This window comes from Mesorhizobium sp. M0800 (assembly GCF_040320095.1).
Lineage (GTDB): Bacteria > Pseudomonadota > Alphaproteobacteria > Rhizobiales > Rhizobiaceae > Mesorhizobium.
Map to the genome: position 1 here is coordinate 63,322 of NZ_JAMYOZ010000029.1, position 19,932 is coordinate 83,253.

Genomic DNA, 19,932 nt, shown 5'->3' on the forward strand with positions numbered 1-19,932 from the left:
AATCGGGCGGCCAAGACTTACCGGCGCAGCCGGCGATTTGCCAGTGCGCTCTATTATCGCGGGACCATGCTGACGCTTTTCCACCATCCGATGTTCGCCAGCTGCCGCTTCGTCCGCCTCGCCTTTGGTGAGTATGGCGAGGAACTGGCGCTGATCGAGGAGAAGCCGTGGACGCGGCGCAAGGAGTTCCTGGCGCTGAACCCGGCCGGCACGCTGCCCATCCTGCTTGCCGAGGGCGACGTGCCTATCGTCGGCGCAGTGGTCATTGCCGAATATCTCGACGAGACGCGCGGCGTACTCAAGCGCGACAAGCGGCTATTCGCCGAGGATCCGATGGAGCGCGCCGAAATCCGCCGGCTGACCGACTGGTACCTCAACAAGGCGGAAAGCGAAGTCACCCGGCATCTGGTGCGCGAGCGCGTTCTGAAGCCGGTCATGCCGGAAACGGCAGGCGGCGGCTCGCCCGATTCGGCGGCGATCCGCGCCGCCCGCGCCAATATCCGCCAGCACATGAAATACACCAACTGGCTGGCCGGCACCCGTCATTGGCTGGCCGGCAACAAGGTCACCTATGCCGATCTCGCGGCGGCGGCAGCACTGTCGGTGCTCGACTATCTCGGCGAGATCGACTGGCGCGAACACAGCGCCGCGCGCGAATGGTATACAAGGGTGAAATCACGGCCTTCGTTCCGGCCGCTTCTGTCCGACCGGGTGCGCGGCCTGTCGCCGGTGTCACATTATGCGGACCTCGATTTCTGATACGGCAAAGCTGCGCGCGCTGATCGACCGCGAGGCGCGGAATGCCGGCTTCGACGCCGTTGCCGTCACCACGCCCGATGCGATTCCGCAGGCGCCGGAACGGCTGGCCGAATTCGTTGCCGACGGCTTTCACGGCTCGATGGGCTGGATTGCCGAAACGCTCGAGCGGCGAGGCAAACCGACGACGCTTTGGCCAGAGGTCCGCTCGATCATCGTGCTGGCGATGAATTACGGCCCCGACCACGACCCACGCGACATCCTGGCAAAGCGCGACCGCGGCGCGATCTCGGCCTATGCGCAGAACCGCGACTATCATGACGTGATGAAGGGCCGGCTGAAGGAGATCGCCGGCAAGATCGTGGCGCGAGCCGGTGGGGACGTGAAAGTGTTTGTCGACACCGCGCCGGTGATGGAAAAGCCGCTGGCCGAGGCGGCCGGCCTCGGCTGGCAAGGCAAGCACACCAACCTGGTCAGCCGAACGCATGGCTCCTGGCTGTTCCTCGGCACCATCTTCACGACGGCCGAGCTGGTGTCGGACGCGCCTGAGAACGATCATTGCGGCTCCTGCCGGGCGTGCCTCGACGTTTGCCCGACGGACGCCTTTCCGGCGCCTTACCGGCTCGATGCGCGGCGCTGCATTTCATACCTCACCATCGAGAACAAAGGACCGATCCCGCATGAGTTCCGGGAAAAGATCGGCAATCGCATCTATGGCTGCGACGACTGCCTGGCCGCGTGCCCGTGGAACAAGTTCGCCCAAGCCGCTTCGGAGGCAAAGCTTGCCGCCCGCGCGGACTTGCGCGAACCGCCGATCGCCGAGCTGCTGCGCCTCGACGACGCTGCCTTCCGCGTGCTTTTTTCGGGCTCGCCGATCAAGCGCATCGGCCGCGCCCGTTTTATCCGCAACGTGCTGATAGCGGCCGGCAATTCCCAGGACTTGTCGCTGGCCGGCGCCGTCCGCGCGCTGCTCGACGACGCCTCGCCCCTGGTTCGCGGAGCTGCGGTATGGGCGCTGTCGCGGCTGGTGCCGGGTCGGGAGTTTGCCGAACGTGCCGCAGCCGCTTTGCAAGCAGAAGATGACGAGGCGGTGAGAGGCGAATGGCTTCTGGCCCGGCCAAAGCCGATCAAGGCGCATACATGACAAAAAAGCAGATTTTCATCTTCGGCGCCGGTTATTCGGGCAAGGCCTTCGCCCGCGCCAACAGGGATGCCGACACAACGATCTTCGGCACAACACGGACGCTGGAAAAACTCGCGGCGCTGCGGCAAGCCGGTATCGTGCCGCTGCGTTTCGATGGCACGCTGACCTCCGAAATCGGCGATGCCCTTGAGAAGACAACCCATCTCGTCGTCTCGGTCGCGCCGGACGAGGCCGGCGACCCGGTGCTGGGCGCGGCACGCGAGGAGATCGCGGCCAACATGCCGGAGCTCGAATGGATCGCCTATCTCTCGACCGTCGGCGTCTATGGCGACCATGGCGGCAACTGGGTGGACGAGGCCGCCGAATGCCGGCCGTTGTCGAAACGGTCGGTGATGCGTGTCGCAGCCGAGCAGGATTGGCTACAACTGGGCCATGACATCCACCGGCCGGTGGCGATCCTGCGGCTTTCCGGCATCTATGGGCCGGGCCGCAACGCCCTGGTCAATCTCGAAAACGGTACCGCCCGGCGACTGGTCAAGCCGGACCAGGTGTTCAACCGCGTCCATTGCGACGATATTGCCGGCGCGCTCTGGCATCTGGCCGAGGGCAATCGCGGCGGCATCTTCAATGTCACCGACGACCTGCCGGCGCCGCCGCAGGACGTCGTCGCCTATGCCGCAAAGCTGATGGGCGTCGAGCCGCCGCCCGAAATTCCGTTCGAGACCGCCCAACTTTCGCCCATGGCGCGGTCTTTCTACGGCGAGAACAAGCGTGTCGCCAACGCGGCGATCAAGGCGGCCGGTTATGGCTTTCGCTTTCCCGACTATCGCTCGGCGCTCGATGCCATGTGGGCGAGCGGCGACTGGCGCGACGGCGAGGCGCGCAGCCCGATGAAACGGTCATGATCGATGCGTTGCGCGGGCTGTGGTATGATGCGGTTCAAATCGCGGAGGGGTCCAGCTTGGGAAAGACGTTAGCGCGAGCCTTGCCGGGCAAAACGCTGCTGCTGACGGCAGCACTGGCCGTCGCCGGCTTGGCGGCGCTTGCAACGCAGACGGCGAGCGCCGAGCAACGGGCAAAAGACCTGTTTGGCGCCAAAAAGCTGCCGGCACTCGCAGCAGCGCAATCGATCGGCTTCTACTCCAAAGGCTGTTTTTCCGGCGGCGTCGCCCTGCCCATGGACGGCCGGCACTGGGAGGTGATGCGGCCGTCGCGCAACCGCCGCTGGGGTCATCCCGCAATGATCGCGCTGATCGAGAAATTGTCGCGCGACGCTGCCGCCGACGGCTGGCCGGGCCTATTGATCGGCGACATTTCGCAGCCGCGCGGCGGGCCGATGCTGACCGGCCATGCCTCCCACCAGATCGGCCTCGACGCCGACATCTGGCTGACGCCGATGCCCGACCGCAAGCTCTCGGCCGAAGAGCGCGAAAACATCAGCGCTACCTTGATGGTCGATGAAAAAACCCACTTGGTGAAGGACGGCGTGTGGACGCCGATGCATACGCGGCTGTTGAAGCGCGCCGCGAGCTATCCCGAAGTCGAGCGCATCCTGGTCAATCCAGGGATCAAGAAGAAGCTCTGCGACACGGTCAAAGGCGACCGCGGCTGGTTGCGCAAGGTCAGGCCGTTCTGGGGCCACGACTACCACTTCCACATTCGCATCGGCTGCCAGGCTGGATCACCCGACTGCAAGGCGCAGGAAGCGACGGCGCCGGGCGATGGCTGCGACCAGGCGCTGGCCTGGTGGTTCACCGAGGGGCCGTGGCGCCCCAACAAGAACCCGGACAAGCCGAAGGCACGCGACGTGATGACGATGGCGAACCTGCCCAGACAATGCCAGTTCGTGCTCGACGCGCCGGCTCCGGCCTCGGCCGAAGCAGTCACCTACTATGGCGACGGCGTACCGATCGCGGCAGAACCTTCGCCGCCGCCGACGGTCGCAGCCGGCGCGGCAGCGCTTCCGGCCTCGGCGAACGCCTTTGTGGCGACCCCCGAGATCGGCATTCCGCTGCCGCGGCCACGACCGGGGCACTGATGCGGGCAGCATGTTCGCTGTCTGCATCCGTGCATCTCCATTTCGAAACCGATTTCCCTTTTTGCGGTCATGCGCTAGTCAACGAGAGAGAACGGCGATACGCGTCGGGAACGGACGAGAGCATGCCAGGCGTAAGCGACGACGACACTTTGTTGCGATTTCCGATCCTGATCGGCGACATAGGCGGCACCAATGCGCGCTTCTCGATTGTGCTCGACGCGAATTCCGAGGCCGGCGAGCCGACGATCGTCCAGACCGCCAACTTCAATACGATAGACGAGGCGATCCAGTCGGCCGTGCTCGACCGCTCGTTGGTCCGGCCGAATTCAGCTGTGCTGGCGGTAGCCGGTCCTGTCGAAAGCGACGAGATCCCGCTTACCAATTGCCCATGGATCGTCAAGCCTAAACAGATGTTCGCCAGTCTCGGTCTCAGCGACGTCGTGGTGCTCAACGACTTCGAGGCACAGGCGCTGGCTGTCGTCGCGCTCGGCGAAGAGCATATGGAAAAGATCGGCGGCGACGAGCCGGAACCGAATTCCGGGCGGGTGGTGCTCGGCCCGGGAACCGGGCTCGGTGTCGCCGGGCTGGTTTATGCGCTGCATCACTGGATACCGGTACCCGGCGAGGGCGGCCATATGGATATCGGCCCGCGCTCGCCGCGCGATTTCCAGGTGTTTCCGCATATCGAGAAGCTCGAGGGCCGCATCTCCGGCGAACAGATCCTGTCCGGACGCGGCCTGGTCAATGCCTACCGGGCCGTGGCCAAGGCGGACGGCAAGCCGTCTCCCTTTACAACGCCTGCCGAGGTCACCGCCGCGGCGCTGGCAAAGAACGATCCGGTGGCCGAAGAGGCGCTGTCGATCTTCGTCACTTGCCTGGGACGCACCGCCGGCGATCTCGCTCTAGTGTTCATGAGCCGCGGCGGCGTGTTTCTCACCGGCGGCATCGCGCAAAAAATCCTGCCGGCACTGCGCACCGGCAATTTCCGCGCCGCCTTCGAGGACAAGGCGCCGCACAGCGCCCTGATGCGCAGCATGCCGGTCTATGTCATCACCCATCCGCTGGCGGCGCTTTTAGGGTTGGCCGCCTATGCGAGAAATCCGTCGCTGTTCGGCGTGCAGACGGCGGGGCGGCGCTGGCGGGTCTAAGACACAAGCTGCGCCGCGACGAAGTTTCGCCGTCCCCGGCCATAGGCAAGCCGCCATCGGGGCGTTAAGAGGTTGCCGAATTGCAGCCCGGCCGAACCGAAACCACAAAGCGCTCCAACTTGACACTTCCAGCACCAACCAAAGGGAAAGTCCGTCCCAGCGAGATCGTGGCGGTGATCCGCCGCATCATCGCCGAAAACAGCCGCGATTATCGCTGGTACTATGTTCTTGCCGTGCTGTGCCTGGTGACGATCGCGGCGACGACCGCCTTCACCGCCTGGATCATGAAGGATGTCATCGATCAGATCTTCTACCAACGGCGCGGCGATCTTATCGCGCTGATCAGCGTGTCGATCCTGGCCGCCTTTATGCTGCGCGGCCTGGCCAGCTACGGCCAGGCAGTGACGCTGGCCAAAATCGGCAACAATCTGGTGGCGCGCTATCAACGCCGCATCTTCGACCATCTGATGAAGCTCGGCGTCGGCTTCTTCAATGACACCCGCTCGGGCCGGCTCGCCGCGCAGATCAACGAGAACGTCAACGGCATCCGCGATCTCCTGTCGATGACGCTGACATCGCTGGCGCGCGATGCCGTATCGCTTGTCGCGCTGGTTGGCGTCATGATCTGGCAGGACCCGATGCTCTCGGCGATGTCGCTACTGATCGGGCCGCCCTTGATCTACAGTGTCACCTATCTGATGCGCCGGGTGCGTCGCATCACCCGTGAATCGGTGCAGATCAACTCGCGGCTGATCGGCGCCATGCAGGAAGCGACGCAAGGCATCGCTATCGTCAAGGCCTTCACCCTGGAAGACGAGCTGTCGCGCCGCATCGGCGGCCTCGTCGCGGGCGCCGAGCAGCGGGCAAACAAGATCGCCCGCGTCTCGGAACGGCTGACGCCGATCTCCGAAATGCTGGCCGGCTTCGCCGTCGCCGGTGTCATCGCCTATTCCGGCTACCGGGCGACCGTCGGCGGCCAGCCGCCGGGCGCGGTGTTTGCCTTCATCACCGCCCTGCTGCTTGCCTATGATCCGGCCAGGCGGCTGGCGCGCATGCAGGTCGGTATGGAAAAGTCGCTGGTCAATGCGCGCATGATCTACGAGCTTCTCGACCTCGAGCCGCAGCAGGGTGACGTGCCGGGAGCCGCCGAGGCGAAATTCACCTCTGGCGAAGTGCGCTTCAACAACGTGTCCTTCCGCTATGTCGAAGGGGCGCCGGTCCTGCAGGATCTGAGCTTTGTCGCCGCCGCCGGCAAGGTGACCGCCATCGTCGGAGCCTCGGGCGCCGGCAAGACGACGCTGGTTGCGCTGCTGCAGCGCTTCCACGATGTCGAGTCGGGCAGCATCGAAATCGACGGCCAGGACATTTCAAAGGTCACCAAGCATTCGCTGCGCGGCTCGATCGCCTATGTCTCGCAGCAGCCCTATCTGTTCGAAGGCACCATCCGCGACAACATCCGGTACGGCAGGCTGAGCGCCACCGACGCAGAGATTGAACGCGCCGCCCAACAGGCCGCGGCACACGATTTCATTCGCCAGCAGCCGCAAGGCTACGACACGCCCGTCGGCGAGAACGGCGTGACGCTGTCGGGCGGCCAGCGCCAGCGCGTATCAATTGCACGCGCTATCGTTCGGCAGGCGCCGATCCTGCTGCTCGATGAAGCGACCTCGGCGCTCGACAACGAGGCCGAGGCCCGCGTCCAGGAAGCGCTGACCCATGTCATGGAAGGGCGCACCACCATTGTCATCGCGCACCGGCTGTCGACGGTGGTCAATGCCGATCATATCATCGTGCTGGAGCAGGGCCGGCTGGTCGAACAGGGCACGCATGCCTCGCTGATGGCCGACCCGCACAGCGTCTATGCCCGGTTCCACCGGGTGCAAGGCAGGAAGGGGCTGGGGCTTGTCGACGACGGCAAGCCAATCCAGACTGCGGCGCAAAATGTCCGCGCGAAAAAGGCGACCGGGAGACTTTCATGAGTGACACGCCGACCGTCAGTGAAATGGGCCTGGTGGTGGTCGGTGCGGCCGGCCGCATGGGCCAGGCGCTGATCCGCGCCATCCACACGATACCGGGCGCCCGCGTCGCCGGCGCCATCGAGCGGGCCGGTTCGCCCCATCTCGGCAAGGATGCCGGCGAGCTGGCCGGCGTCGGCAGGCTCGAGGTGGCGATCGGCGACGATCCGCTGCCGGCCTTCGCCAAGGCCGACGGCGTGCTCGATTTCACCACGCCGGCGGCGACCGTCGAATTCGCCGGCTACGCGGCGCAGGCGCGCATCGCCCATATCATCGGCACAACCGGCTGCTCGGCTGAAGACAATGCCAGGATCGCGGCGGCGGCGCGGCACGCGACGGTGGTCAAGTCAGGCAATATGAGCCTCGGCGTCAATCTGCTGGCGGTGCTGGTTGAGCAGGCGGCGCGCGCGCTCGATGCCGACGATTTCGACATCGAGATCCTGGAAATGCACCACCGGCACAAGGTCGATGCGCCGTCGGGCACGGCGCTGCTGCTCGGCGAGGCCGCCGCTGCCGGGCGCGGCGTAGCATTTGCCGGCAACGATGTTCGCGTGCGCGACGGCCATACCGGTGTGCGCAAGGCAGGCTCGATCGGTTTCGCCAGCTTGCGTGGCGGCTCGGTGGTCGGCGACCACAGTGTGGTGCTGGCCGGTACCGGCGAGCGCATCACGCTTGCCCATCATGCCGAGGACCGGGCGATCTTTGCCCGCGGCGCGGTCAAGGCAGCCCTGTGGGCGCGCGGCCGCAAGCCGGGCCTCTATTCGATGCGGGACGTGCTCGGCCTGACAAGCTGATCCACAGATTTGGCTGATCCACAGATTTGGCTGATCCACAAGATTTGGCTGATCCACAAGATTTGAAGGAGCAAATATGTCGAGAACTCTCGTGCTCGTGCGCCACGGCCAGAGCGAATGGAACCTGAAGAACCTATTTACCGGCTGGCGCGACGTCGACCTGACCGAACTGGGCCATGCCGAAGCCAAGGCGGCTGGCGCCAAGCTCAGGGCGCGCGGCATGAAGTTCGACATCGCCTTCACGTCGTCGCTGATCCGGGCGCAGAAGACCTGCCAGCATATTCTCGACGCCGTTGGCCAGAGCGATCTCGAGACAATTCGCGACCAGGCGCTGAACGAGCGCGACTATGGCGATCTCTCCGGCCTCAACAAGGATGATGCGCGCAAGAAATGGGGCGAGGAGCAGGTGCATGTCTGGCGCCGCTCCTATGACGTGCCGCCGCCCGGCGGTGAAAGCCTGAAGGACACCGGCGCGCGCGTCTGGCCCTATTACTTGCACGATCTGCAACCGCATGTGCTGCGCGGCGGCACCGTGCTGGTGGCGGCGCACGGCAATTCGCTGCGCGCGCTGATCATGGCGCTGGACGGCAAATCGGGCGAGGAGATCGTCAAGCTCGAGCTCGGCACCGGTGTGCCGATCATCTACACGCTCAACGCCGATTCCACGGTGGCGTCGAAGGAAGTGCTGGAGCATTGAGCCGGAGAAGGAACGCGGCTTTCAAAAAAGCGCGTTGACACTCATCCCTCGCCCGCTTAATGAGCGCGCACCAGCCCAGATGGCGGAATTGGTAGACGCGCACGGTTCAGGTCCGTGTTCCGCAAGGAGTGGAGGTTCGAGTCCTCTTCTGGGCACCAAATTCCCGTTTCGAGCCGATTGATGCGGTTTCAGAGACCCAAGAAAAAGCCCGGTTTGCCGGGCTTTTTCTTGATCCAATGCTCTAGGCCGCCCTACCGTCAGCCATGGCATCCACAAGATATCTAACAATTATCCGTCGGGGTTAGGCAGCGATCTGTCGTTGCGACAGCGCAGCAGCGGAAGGATTTGGCCCGAGATCACCCTGGTGATCTTCTGTTGCTTGGCGTTGGTTACGACATTCATGCACGCACATCCGTAGCCGTGACCCGAACCAGGCACATTGGTCTCGACGAATTGCCGCTCGTCAAAGGCCGGCACATTGTCGATGCCTTTGTGATCCGGGCGTCCCTGCATCTGGATCCACCAATCCCCGTCACTGTCGGTCAGGACGAGGTTGCCGGGTGTCGGGCTGGAGTACCAGCCACAACGGCGCTCGGCATAGGCGGCGGCGGGCAAGGACATAATGGCCAGGCAAAAACAGGTAGCGAATAGTGGGCGCATGAGAATCTTTGCCTCCCTTGAGCAAAGCAGGTAATGCCGCCGATAATCTGCGTTGACCCCGGTCACGAGGCGGCATGATTTTGTTAGCCTTATGGCCTCAACTTCGTGTCCACATTTTCTTCGATCAATCCGCAATGAAGCGTCACAGGCTTCCTTTGGACATCGCTTAGTGGACCGTCGATGAAATCGCAGTTGAGCAGATTGTCCGGGCTGCTCTTGCGCGCCGACGCAACGTTGACGTTGACCTTGGCCGGCCCGGCAAGCCAGTCGAGACGCTTCGCGTCGACCTTTGCGCCGCTGACGTGGGCGTGGCCCGCTGTACCCGGTATCTCCACCTCTTCGTCCTGCGGCGTGAGATCGATCTGGCCGATTTCGTTTAGCTTCTCGGCGCTCCGCTTCGGGTCGCCGTAATAGGAGGCGAAGACAACGATCCCCTCCTTTTCAGCCGCGAGCTTGGCAGCTGCCTTTTTGGAAAGCGTGACGTTGACGTCGAAGCTCATGTCAGTCTGGGCTGTTGCCGGCACGACACATGCCAACAGTACAGATGCCGCAATCGTCATTGCGAGTGACGATTTATAGGGTTTCACGATCCACCTCCTTCAAGTCCCTCACGCAATGATGATGCCCCTCGCATCCTTTCATGTCTGGCGGCGACATCACGCTCGCCGCCGGCTTCATCGTGATCCGATCAGCTGTGGCATGTGTCAGTTCGCGGCCGGAACAGGGCAGCTCATGTCGCCTTCCTGGCATTTCAGATAGCCTTCGAAACCTTTGACACGGGATTGTGTCAGGCCGTCCATGCACTGCGCGATGAGCATTGGCATCATGCTTCCTCCGGCCGCGCCTGCGGTCTGGAAACTGCACTCCGCGTCGCGAAACTTGCCCCAATCCCGCTGTGCCTGAACAAGAAGCTTCTTGGTATCCGCATCGTCCTTCAGGCGGGCTTCGATCTGCTTGTAAAGCTCATTGAGCTTCTTGTCGGATTTCTGGAACTCGGCACCGAAGCACTGGTTCATGGTGGCCTGATCCTTGGCCTCGGCGCACTTGTCCTTGGCAAGGGCGAATGTCGGCGCAGCCAGAACCACGGCAGCAGTCAGCATCGCTATTTTCATCGATTTCCCTTTCCCGTTGCAGTCAAGCTCTTAAGTTGCTCAGCCCCGCCCTATGTTCTCTTCAGCTATCCGTCATTGCCACGGTCGGCCGTGCCCATGGCCTGATTATCTGGTTTTCATTGGATCAGCTTTGCCACCTTCGGCGACCGTGACGTTGCCGACCTTTCCTGAGCCGGTCAGCGTGCCGCCCTCCTTGACCATGACTTTGCCGGAGACCTCTCCGTCAACGACAAGCAGTCCCGAGACGGAAACGTCACCGGTCAAAGAGCCGGTCACGTGCAACTCCGCTGCCGCCGCCACTTCGGTCATGCCCGAATATTTGTTCTTTCCGCTCAGCGTCAGCTTGCCGCCGGCGACAACGAGGCCGCCACTGTCGCTGGCGTCATCATAGTTCGCGATGGTCCCATCAAACAGCCCGTCGGCTTCTGTCAGGATCAATCTGCCCGCACCCAGATAGACCTCGCCTTTACCGCCAAGGTTGCGAATGGCCGTATCGTTCAGGGAGTGCGCCACCCCCCAGGACTTCAGGTGGTTTCCTTTCTGGTCGAGGTTGAGCACACCGTCGACCATGACGCGCGATGAATGCTCGATGCTGGCCGGACCGGCCAGGGTAAGATACCCATCGGCCGCGATATGGGTTGTGCCGGTATAAGTATTGGCCCCGGTCATGCGCACGTCCGCGTCCTTCTCGATCGTGAAGTCGCCGGCGCCGGAGACGATGCCGGCCAGCCATCCGTTGCTTCCAGCATCGCTGGTCGCGCGATTCAACTGCACTTGATCCTTGGCAGCCGCGTCTGTCGTAAAGTTAGCAGCGCTGACAAAATAGGGTGAATATGCGGTCGTCCTGTTTTCCAGATCATTCATTATGGAATTGGACTCGAAGAATGGCAGACCGAGAATGAGACCGCCGACTTTCATCTCATCGCTTTGGCGGAGAATGTCGACATCATCATATTCACGGTTATTTATACCATCATCGAATCCAAAAAACTTGAAGTCGACTATCTCATCACCAAATTCAGCAATATTAAATCCTCTCGACTGAAGCTTATTCAAACTAGATTCTGTTGTAATATAAATAAAGCTTGTCGTTCCTGTATCCAATAAAACAGGTCCACTGAAATCAACCGATTGCTTCTTTCCCTTATGATCAAAGGAAATTTTATAACGGTAAGACCCTTCGTACTGACTGGATGCATTCGCGCCTGATCGCGGGAATCGTCTCTGGAGGAATTCGTAATCCAGTTCGCCCCACGGTATCAGGGCCGTAAACTGGGATCTCAGACTGGGGGACAAATTCAGCGTCAGGCAGGGAGCGCAGCCCGGTGTCGTCCTCTTTCCAAGATTTGCATTGGCGGAGACCACATAGCCGCTTTGCGTCTGACTGCCAGGAGCGGCGGTCTGGTCCCCCTTATCGATAAAATCGCCGGCTCCAAAGACGCCGTAAAACGGCGCCTCGTTACCGGGTTCGCCATTCTTCATGCTCTTGCGCGCATCAAGATCCGCATAAACCGGCGTATCGCCATGGTGGCCCACGGGCTTTTGCGTCACATTCGCATCCTCGAAGTCGCCGAAATCCTTGGTGAAGACGTAATCCACCACCCGACCTACGCTAAAGCCGCCGTCAAAGGTTACGGCAGGCTCCGAGGGATCATCTGGATCGTAATAGGACAGGCTGTCGACCCGGGCCTGTTGTACCCAACCTCCGTAGGTGCCGTTTCCATAGGGGTACATTTCGGGCTTGCTGCCGCGCACCGGCTCTACGCCAGGGACACTCGAATCGATCTCAGCGTTGAACTCATCCGACCCGGTGTCGAATTCGAACAGACGAGGCTTGGCACCATTGATGCCCATCACGATCCCGAGTTTGTGGTAGATGACTTCATCACTGCCGGTTCCGAGGTGCCCAACAACATGTTGCAATGGAATGGGTATCGGGTCGGCAGCCTGGGCAAGGCCGGTCTGGCCGTTCTCCTCGGCCACGGCAGGTACGGCATGTGATGTGTTCGCTGCCGGAACGGGGCAGCTCGCATCGCCTTTCTGGCAATTCAGGTATCCCTCGAAATCTTTGACACGGGATTGCGTCAGGCTGTCCATGCATTCCGCGATGAGCGTTGGAATTGCGCTTTCTCCGGCCGCTCCTGCGGTCTGGAAACTGCACTCTGCGTCGCGAAATTTGACCCAATCCCGCTGTGCTTGAACGAGAAGCGTCCTGATATCCGCGTCGTCGTTCAGCCGGGTTTCGATCTGCTTGTAAAGCTCGTTGAGCTTCTTGTCGGATTTCCTGGACGCGGCATCGGCGCACTAGTTCGGGTCGGCCTGGTCCTTGGCGGCGTCGTAGCATTTGTCCTGGGCAAATGCGAAAGCCGGCATGGCCAGAACATACGCAACATTGATCGTGTGCGGGACAGCTACACTCACAACAGCCGTCATTTTCACTGAAGTTGCCAATGCACGGGCGAGCTGCATTATCAGTCTGGATTTTCGAACGGTTTGCATTTTGCACATCCTGCAGCTGATGATTGGAGTCGATCTCAGAGCCCCGGCGCCCCGGAGCGCTCACCAATCATTCTCCCCCTGCACCAACGGTCAGCGGCAATTTCCAGCGATCATCACCGTCGTTCCGTAACTTCCTCGGCAAAACACTTTGCCAGGTCTTGCGGCGCTCCGAGCTTCTTCGCCCAGGACACCAGTTCAGGTTTCTCCGACGGCTCGGCATAGCCGCCCCATACGTCGCGAAACTGCTTCTTTCCGTCGACTGTCTGGAAGAACATCACGCCGTCGTCGCTCACCGGCGTGGAGACGTAGGCGGCGCTCCAGCTGCCGCTCTCCATGATCGAGAAGAACTTTGCCTGAGCGGGCTTGAACTTATTGGTCATCGCCGAGACGACGAGAGGGGCATATTCCTGCTTGCGCGCCTTCGTCACTTCGACCTTTATACCGTCACAGGCGTTATTCGCAGCGAAAGCGGACGTCAGCGCCATTCCCAACCCCGCAAGGCCGACCATGACGATTTTGACACGTCGACGGATGAGACCGTTCAATTCAGACATGAGTGGCTATCCTCTTCGTTGTTCGCTGCAGGGGCCATTAATCGGAATCGTCGTCGTCTGATGAATTGTCATCGTCCGGTGTATCGACCTCGCAGCCGATGCCGCGGCAGCCTTGGTAGTTGCCTTGCGTGTCGAAGTTCGGATTGCCTTCCTTGTCGTACTGCGGCCTGTCGTCGATGCTTTGATCCCCGTCATCAGGATCGTCGACTTTACATCCGAGCCCATGGCAGCCGATGTAACGGCCCCTGGTATCGAAGTTGGGATTGCCGTTCCTGTCGAACTGCGGCCGGTCGTCTATCTTCTGGCTCCCTTTATGGGACCGATCAACCAGGCAGCCCTTTCCGCGACAACCATGATAGTCGTCGGTGGTACAACCGACGCTCGCCATCAAAGCAGTGGCCAAGGCCGCACAGATTACGAGTTTCATGATTCATTCCTCCGACTGCCTGGCGGCGGACATCGTCCATATCGGAAGGCCATTGCAGGCGGCGATCCCCGCTTTTGCCGCGAAGGCTGGCGCCAATCGGAGGAGTGCAAAGCTTCGCCGGCCATCAAACGAGAGCCAGGTTGTGGGCGATGCATTCGACGACTTAGCCGACGGTTGCCGTAATCTCTTACGTGGGAGGGAACGCTCCCAGCGGGGGCCGCCGCATTAGCGAGTGTCAATATTCCTCTCCATGCTTAGTGCCCCGTCCGCCCAAGCATGTTTCAACGATCCGCTGACGCGGCTGTGCTTCCAAGAAATGCATCCGAGTCAGCCTATGACAAGGACAAATCCCAATATCGCAGGATTGAATTTTGCAAATGCTTAATAATTCGGAATCAGCACGGGCTATCTTAGCAGATACTGAAATGTGATCGGTAGCAAGATTCCGGAATGCTTCCTTAGTTTTGTTCTCATTAAGCCGAGTTAGTACAAGTAATATTCTATGTTGTTGTGAATTTTGCGCCAGTTCTACAAAAAAGGCGCGACGATACCCCATCTTATACGATCGCCCTAATCGCGATCTATTGTGGTATTTTTTCGAACCCAGCCAACCGTTGCGAGGGCCGAAAGAAACGCGCCCCTTTGCCCGACTTTTCAACGCTGCGGCGTGCCAAATAGGGGCGCAGCGGGGGCGCCGCGGCCGCGTTGTGAGCATCTTCCCAGTCGGATTGTCATCGGGAAGATGGGGTTGGTGTCACAAGCCGGTGCTTGCCGCGACAGATTGTTCCCGTCCCGGTTCATTTCAGCACCGAAGCGAGGGGAAGAGATGCACAACCGATTTCGGCAGTGCCTGCGGAAAGTGTCGCTGGCGGCATTGACGATGCTGGCGCTTAACATCCCGGTCCACGCGGCTGATCTCGTCATTGCAATGCCGAACTGGCCGTCGGGCCAGGCGACGGCAAATATCCTCAAGGTCAGCCTGACCATGCGCCCTGGCTGCAGACATGACGATGTTTGGGGCGGCCAGCCGCGATGAGCGGTTTGGAGAGCCTGGCAAACCGCGCGCCTGCCTCACCCCAGCCCGATCCGCTTGGCGCCTTGCCGGAACAGCGCCTCGGCGTCCGGCTCGAAGCGGAACGTGCCGATGAAATCGTCGGCGCAGTAGTTCGGCAGCATCTTGCGCAGCGCAGCGGCGAAACTTCGTGCCTCGTCCAGCCGCCCCGCCAGCGCAAGGCAATGCGCGGCAATCGCGAGGATGATGGCGTGGGCGTTGGGACGCGGCTGCTTTCAGCGCCCATTCGGCGGCTTCGTCGAACTGGCCGAGCCGGACATGCGACATCGCCCTGGCGCCCAACATACCGAACAGCAGCGGATCGAAGGGGCTCAGATGCCTGGAATGGTCGGATGAGCCGATCGCAGCCTGCGGGTCGCCGGACTGCGAATGGACGAAAGATAGCGCATAGTGGCCGAGCGCGAAATTCGGGCTGAGGTCTACGGCGCGTTCCAGCTCGATGAGGGAGCCGTCCTGCTCGCCGCGCAGCCACAGCGCCCGCCCCATGGCCCAGTGAGCGGCCGGATTGTGATCGTCGACGAGCAGGCTCTGGCCGGCTGCCTCGAAGGCCAGGGCGCTTTCGTGGTCGCGGTCGCCCCAGCGCTGGAAGGCATTTTGCCAATGGGTGAAGGAGAGGCCGGCATAGGCGCGGGCGAACGTCGGATCGAGCTTCAAGGCTATGTCGAAGAAATGCCGGGCCTGCTCGTTTTCCGCGCGGGTGAAGCGATACATGTGCCAGAGACCGCGGTGGTAGGCTTCCCAGGCGTTCAGCGAATTGGGCGCCTTCAACATGGCGCGGTTGCGCTCGACCGTCTCGATCTCGGCCGAGATCGACGAGACGATGCTGTTGCCGATGTCGTCGAGCACGGCAAAGATGTCGTTCGGCTTGCGCTCGAACGTCTCGGCCCAGACGATCCTGGCCGTGCGCACTTCGACCAGCTCGACCGCGACGGTGACGCGGCCGGACTGGCTGCGTACCGTGCCGGTGGCGACATAATCGACATTGAGCCGACGGCCGGCATCCTCCGGCCCAATGTTTTTTTCGGCGAGCGCAAACACCGAACCGCGCGCGATGACGAAGAAATCCCTGAGCTTGGCCAGGCGGGTGATGATATCGTGGGTCAGGCCATCGGCGATGCCTCCGCGTGGGCCGCCGTCAGCCGTCTCTTCGGCAAACGGCATCACCGCAAGCGAAGCCTTGTGCGATGCAGCAGTGTCGGAATTGGGAAGCACAATTGACGCGTGAGGGGCCGCGGGTACGAGTGACGGTCGCGCCCAGAGCGTAGCGGCAGGTCGTTCGTTGCGGATCGTGCGCCATGCCTCACGAACGGGTCCGAAATCCAGATCCTCCGAAGCAAACAGCTGCGCTGCGGAAGCGAGATGTTCCTCGCACGCGTCAAACTGGCCGCGCTGCGCCAGCCCTTTCAGAAGAGCCACATGCGCGCGCCCGTCGAACGGAGCGAGTTCCAGCCATTTGTCCAGATGCGAAGACATTCTGTCGGCATCCACCGGAAGCTTGTTGACGAGATGTTCCAGGATTGCGGCGTGCCAAGAGCCGAAGCGGCGGCGCTGAGCGATCAGCCAGCTGTTGAAATGCGGGCTGCGGTCGATCTCCAGCCCATCGAGAAAGTCGCCGGTGAACATTCCGGAAAGAGCCTGCAGCCGCTCTAGACCGAGCGTCTCAACGCCCTTGGCGGCGGCCGAGGCTATGTCGACAGCGTCGACGGAAGCACCTCTCAGATCAAGCGCGATCGCGTCGCCTGGTGTCTCGACCCTGCGATGATGCGGTTCATCGAGGATGCCTCTAAGCTTGCTCAGGCACCAGCGAAGCTCGCCGCGCGGGTCGTTCGGCACATCCCACAAAAGCTCGCAGAGGCGGCTGCGGCCGACCGGATGCGGCGCCAGCGCCAGATAGGCGAGCAGCGCACACAGCTTGCGCGATTTTGGGAGCTGGATGGTGATGCCGTTGCGTGCGATCGTCAGCGGTCCGAGCAGACGCACGGAAAAGCCGGCCACCTCGCCGTGGAGGCTCGATCGGGCGGATTCCACGTGCGTTTCCACGCCTGCTCCCACGCTGGCCAGTCGGCCTTTGTTTTATCACCAAACGCGACGGGGTGCATCCGGCAGCGAAGTTCCGCGCCGGATGCCGCCATTGCCGGAACCACATTACCGGCAAGTCAGGGAACCGCAGCGCGGCAAGGTCTCGAAACCTCGCCGCCCAAGCCACCGGTCTGTAACCGGCCCGTGACGACAAGGGACAACAACAAAGCGAGGAGATCGACATGTTGCATCAACAGAAAATCAGAACCACCGCCGGGCGCGGCCGCCTGTTCGACAGCGTTCTCGACACGGTCGGCGATACGCCGGTGATCCGCATCAATAATCTTGGACCGGACCATGCCACGATCTACGTGAAGGCCGAGTTCTTCAATCCCGCCGCCTCGGTGAAGGACCGGCTGGCGCTCAACATCATCGAGGAAGGCGAGCGCAGCGGCGCTCTAAAGCCTGGCCAGACCGTGGTCGAGGCGACCAGCGGCAACACCGGCATCGGCCTTGCCATGGTCTGCGCCCAGAAGGGCTATCCGCTGGTGGTGACGATGGCCGACAGCTTTTCTATCGAACGCCGCAAGCTGATGCGCATGCTGGGCGCCAAGGTGGTGCTGACGCCGCGCGCCCAGAAGGGTTTCGGCATGTACAAGAAGGCGGTGGAGCTCGCCGAAGCCAATGGCTGGTTCCTGGCCCGCCAGTTCGAAACCAAGGCCAACGCCGCCATTCACGAAGCGACGACGGCGCGCGAGATCATCAACGATTTCGCCGGCTCGCGGCTCGACTGCTTCGTCACCGGCTACGGCACGGGCGGCACCGTCGCCGGCGTCGGACGCGTGCTGCGCCGCGAGCGGCCGGAGACCCGGATCGTGCTCGCCGAACCGGCCAATGCGCAGCTTATCGGCAGCGGCAAGTCGCAGCAGCGCGGCACCGGCGGCGCGCCTGCGGCCAGCCATCCGGCGTTCGAGCCGCATCCGATCCAGGGCTGGACGCCCGACTTCATTCCGGACGTGCTGCAGGAGGCGATAGACGCAAGCCTCTATGACGAGGTGGTGCCGATTGCCGGGCCCGAGGGCATGAAATGGGCCAAGGCGCTGGCGCAGAAGGAAGGGATTTTCACCGGCATCTCCGGCGGAGCGACCTTGGCGGTGGCGCGGCAGATCGCGGAAAAGGCGGCGCCCGGCTCGGTGATCCTGTGCATGCTGCCCGATACCGGCGAACGCTACATGACGACACCGCTGTTCGACAGCATCGAGGCGGAGATGGACGCCGAGGAGACTGCGCTTTCGCAGTCGACGCCCGGCTGCCAGTTTCCGGCGTGACGGCGGCACATCGGGAGCGGCCGGCATGGACACGAAGCCTGGACTGGCCGTCACGGCCACCGAGGAAACGCTTGACCCCTCGAACTGGGCCGACGTGCAGGCCCTGTCACATCGGATCGTCGACGATGCCGTCGCTTACCTGCGCGATGTCAGAGAGCGTCCGGTGTGGCAGGAGATGCCGGTTGATGTGAGGACCTTCTTCACATCGCCGCTGCCGCGTTCGCCAGCGCCGCTAGCCGAGGTGTATGGCCAGGTAACCAGGAGTTTGATGCCCTATCCGATGGGCAACGTCCATCCGCGCTTCTGGTCCTGGTATATGGGCTCGAGCAATTTCACCGGCGCGCTCGGCGATTTCCTGGCGGCGATCCAGGGCTCCAACCTCGGCGGCGGCAACCATGCCGCCGCGCTGATGGACAACCAGGTCGTCGACTGGTGCAAGCAGATGATGGGCTTTCCGCAATCGGCCAGCGGCACGCTGGTCAGCGGCGGCTCGATGGCCAACATCATCGGGCTGACCGTGGCGCGCAACGCCAAGGCCGGCATCGACATACGCGAGCACGGCGTTGCCGGCATCGACAAGCCGCTGCGTTTCTACGGCTCCGACCAGCTTCACTCCTGTCACCGCAAGGCGATGGAAGTGCTCGGCCTCGGCAACCGGGCGCTGCGTCGCATCCCGAGCGATGCCGGGCTGCGGATCGACATCGCTGCGTTGCGGGCGGCGATCGCCAAGGACCGCGACGCCGGCTTCAAGCCGGCCTGCGTAATCGGTACGGCCGGCACGGTGAACACCGGCGCAATCGACGATCTGCAAGCGCTGGCTGACCTGGCGGCAAAAGAGGATCTGTGGTTTCACGTCGATGGCTGCATCGGCGCCTTGCTTGCGATTGCGCCGGACAATTCGCATCGCGTTGCCGGCATCGAGCACGCCCACTCGATCGCGCTCGATCCGCATAAATGGCTGCACGCGCCATTCGAGGTCGGCTGCGCGCTGATCCGGGATGCCGCCGTGCATCGCGGCACGTTCGCGGTGACGCCGGAATATCTGGAATCGACGCCGCGCGGCCTGGCCTCCGGCCAATGGCTGCACGATTACGGCCTGCAGACGACGCGCGGCTTTCGCGCTCTGAAGGTGTGGATGGCGTTGCGAGAGCACGGCATCGAAAAGTTCGGCCGGCTGATCGACCAGAACATCGCGCAAGGGCATTATCTCGGCGCGCTGATCGCGGCCGAACCGGCACTCGAACTGGTAGCGCCGGTGAGCATCAACATCGTCTGCTTTCGCTACCGCGCGGACGGACTGGGCGGGGAGCGCCTGAAAGCGCTCAATACCGAGATCATGCTGAGGCTGCAGGAAGAAGGCATCGCCGCCATTTCCGACACGACGGTGCATGGCCAGCATAGCCTCAGGGTGGCGATCAACAACCACCGCACCCGGCGCGAGGATCTGGACCTGCTGGTGCGGGAGACGGTGCGGCTCGGACTGGAGATTTCAAGGCCTGGCGTGGCTCTTCCTTCTCCCCTTGTGGGAGAAGGTGGACGCGAAGCGGCCGGATGAGGGGTGTTCCAGCTTGATACTGACGGCGCTCCGTCCGCACCCCTCAACCGTCTTGGCGCTGCGCGCCAATCCACCTTCTCCCACAAGGGGAGAAGGAAGAAGGAGCGGCGCTGG

The 19,932-nt window shown here is 62.4% G+C and carries 18 protein-coding genes, 1 tRNA gene and 1 pseudogene; 11 read left to right on the forward strand and 9 right to left on the reverse strand.

What is annotated here, in order from left to right; genetic code table 11:
* Positions 1-66 precede the first annotated feature (66 nt).
* The 9 genes from NKI18_RS26390 to NKI18_RS26430 all read left to right on the forward strand — a co-directional run bounded on the left by NKI18_RS26390 (position 67) and on the right by NKI18_RS26430 (position 8,750).
* The gene (locus NKI18_RS26390) at positions 67-759 is read left to right on the forward strand and encodes a glutathione S-transferase family protein (protein ID WP_023678968.1); all 693 of its coding nucleotides are present in this window, start codon (positions 67-69) and stop codon (positions 757-759) included.
* Entirely contained in the window at positions 740-1,900 is a 1,161-nt protein-coding gene (queG, locus tag NKI18_RS26395; protein WP_353021071.1) for a tRNA epoxyqueuosine(34) reductase QueG, read from the forward strand. The genes NKI18_RS26390 and queG overlap by 20 nt, the downstream gene beginning before the upstream one ends.
* On the forward strand, positions 1,897-2,805 hold the full coding sequence (locus tag NKI18_RS26400) for an SDR family oxidoreductase (RefSeq protein ID WP_352619937.1): 909 nt from the start codon (positions 1,897-1,899) through the stop codon (positions 2,803-2,805). The genes queG and NKI18_RS26400 overlap by 4 nt, the downstream gene beginning before the upstream one ends.
* A gap of 56 nt (positions 2,806-2,861) precedes the next feature.
* Positions 2,862-3,938 (forward strand): penicillin-insensitive murein endopeptidase, encoded by a 1,077-nt coding sequence (gene mepA, locus NKI18_RS26405; RefSeq protein WP_502900757.1) that lies wholly within the window; start codon positions 2,862-2,864, stop codon positions 3,936-3,938.
* Positions 3,939-4,060: 122 nt separating this feature from the next.
* Positions 4,061-5,086, forward strand: a complete 1,026-nt coding sequence (locus NKI18_RS26410) for a glucokinase (protein WP_352619935.1) — start codon at positions 4,061-4,063, stop codon at positions 5,084-5,086.
* Between the two features lie 119 nt (positions 5,087-5,205).
* Positions 5,206-7,065, forward strand: coding sequence for an ABC transporter ATP-binding protein (locus NKI18_RS26415; protein ID WP_352619934.1), 1,860 nt, complete (start codon positions 5,206-5,208; stop codon positions 7,063-7,065).
* Positions 7,062-7,895, forward strand: a complete 834-nt coding sequence (gene dapB, locus NKI18_RS26420) for a 4-hydroxy-tetrahydrodipicolinate reductase (protein WP_353021076.1) — start codon at positions 7,062-7,064, stop codon at positions 7,893-7,895. Before NKI18_RS26415 ends, dapB begins: the two co-directional genes overlap by 4 nt.
* Before the next feature lie 76 nt (positions 7,896-7,971).
* Positions 7,972-8,592: a 2,3-bisphosphoglycerate-dependent phosphoglycerate mutase gene (locus NKI18_RS26425; protein ID WP_352451888.1), complete on the forward strand. Its 621-nt coding sequence runs from the start codon at positions 7,972-7,974 to the stop codon at positions 8,590-8,592.
* Between the two features lie 73 nt (positions 8,593-8,665).
* Positions 8,666-8,750, forward strand: a tRNA-Leu gene (locus tag NKI18_RS26430).
* A gap of 130 nt (positions 8,751-8,880) precedes the next feature.
* On the opposite strand, the gene NKI18_RS26435 is transcribed toward NKI18_RS26430, so the two are convergent.
* From NKI18_RS26435 to NKI18_RS26475, 9 genes and pseudogenes are all read right to left on the reverse strand, one after another.
* Positions 8,881-9,252, reverse strand: coding sequence for a DUF4087 domain-containing protein (locus NKI18_RS26435; protein ID WP_352619932.1), 372 nt, complete (start codon positions 9,250-9,252; stop codon positions 8,881-8,883).
* An 89-nt stretch (positions 9,253-9,341) separates the two neighbouring features.
* The gene (locus tag NKI18_RS26440) at positions 9,342-9,839 is read right to left on the reverse strand and encodes a hypothetical protein (protein WP_352619931.1); all 498 of its coding nucleotides are present in this window, start codon (positions 9,837-9,839) and stop codon (positions 9,342-9,344) included.
* Positions 9,840-9,956: 117 nt separating this feature from the next.
* Entirely contained in the window at positions 9,957-10,364 is a 408-nt protein-coding gene (locus tag NKI18_RS26445) for a lysozyme inhibitor LprI family protein (protein WP_352619930.1), read from the reverse strand.
* A 105-nt stretch (positions 10,365-10,469) separates the two neighbouring features.
* Positions 10,470-12,461 carry an autotransporter-associated beta strand repeat-containing protein gene (locus tag NKI18_RS26450; protein WP_502900758.1) on the reverse strand — a complete coding sequence of 664 codons (1,992 nt, stop codon included), beginning with the start codon at positions 12,459-12,461 and terminating at the stop codon, positions 10,470-10,472.
* A pseudogene (locus NKI18_RS33445) lies at positions 12,441-12,656 on the reverse strand (lysozyme inhibitor LprI family protein); the annotation flags it as partial. The gene NKI18_RS26450 and the pseudogene NKI18_RS33445, both read right to left, overlap by 21 nt.
* 12 nt (positions 12,657-12,668) lie before the next feature.
* On the reverse strand, positions 12,669-12,863 hold the full coding sequence (locus NKI18_RS26455; RefSeq protein WP_353021080.1) for a hypothetical protein: 195 nt from the start codon (positions 12,861-12,863) through the stop codon (positions 12,669-12,671).
* A gap of 113 nt (positions 12,864-12,976) precedes the next feature.
* On the reverse strand, positions 12,977-13,417 hold the full coding sequence (locus NKI18_RS26460) for a hypothetical protein (RefSeq protein WP_031212356.1): 441 nt from the start codon (positions 13,415-13,417) through the stop codon (positions 12,977-12,979).
* Between the two features lie 37 nt (positions 13,418-13,454).
* The gene (locus NKI18_RS26465; RefSeq protein ID WP_352619928.1) at positions 13,455-13,844 is read right to left on the reverse strand and encodes a hypothetical protein; all 390 of its coding nucleotides are present in this window, start codon (positions 13,842-13,844) and stop codon (positions 13,455-13,457) included.
* 802 nt (positions 13,845-14,646) lie between these two features.
* Positions 14,647-16,956 carry a transcriptional regulator gene (locus NKI18_RS26475; protein ID WP_502900759.1) on the reverse strand — a complete coding sequence of 770 codons (2,310 nt, stop codon included), beginning with the start codon at positions 16,954-16,956 and terminating at the stop codon, positions 14,647-14,649.
* 221 nt (positions 16,957-17,177) lie between these two features.
* Here NKI18_RS26475 and cysK point away from each other — a divergent pair, with 221 nt between their 5' ends.
* Together cysK and NKI18_RS26485 are read left to right on the forward strand one after the other, a co-directional pair.
* Positions 17,178-18,263: a cysteine synthase A gene (gene cysK / locus NKI18_RS26480; RefSeq protein ID WP_352619926.1), complete on the forward strand. Its 1,086-nt coding sequence runs from the start codon at positions 17,178-17,180 to the stop codon at positions 18,261-18,263.
* 25 nt (positions 18,264-18,288) lie between these two features.
* Positions 18,289-19,818 (forward strand): pyridoxal phosphate-dependent decarboxylase family protein, encoded by a 1,530-nt coding sequence (locus NKI18_RS26485; RefSeq protein WP_353021084.1) that lies wholly within the window; start codon positions 18,289-18,291, stop codon positions 19,816-19,818.
* Positions 19,819-19,932 lie beyond the last annotated feature (114 nt).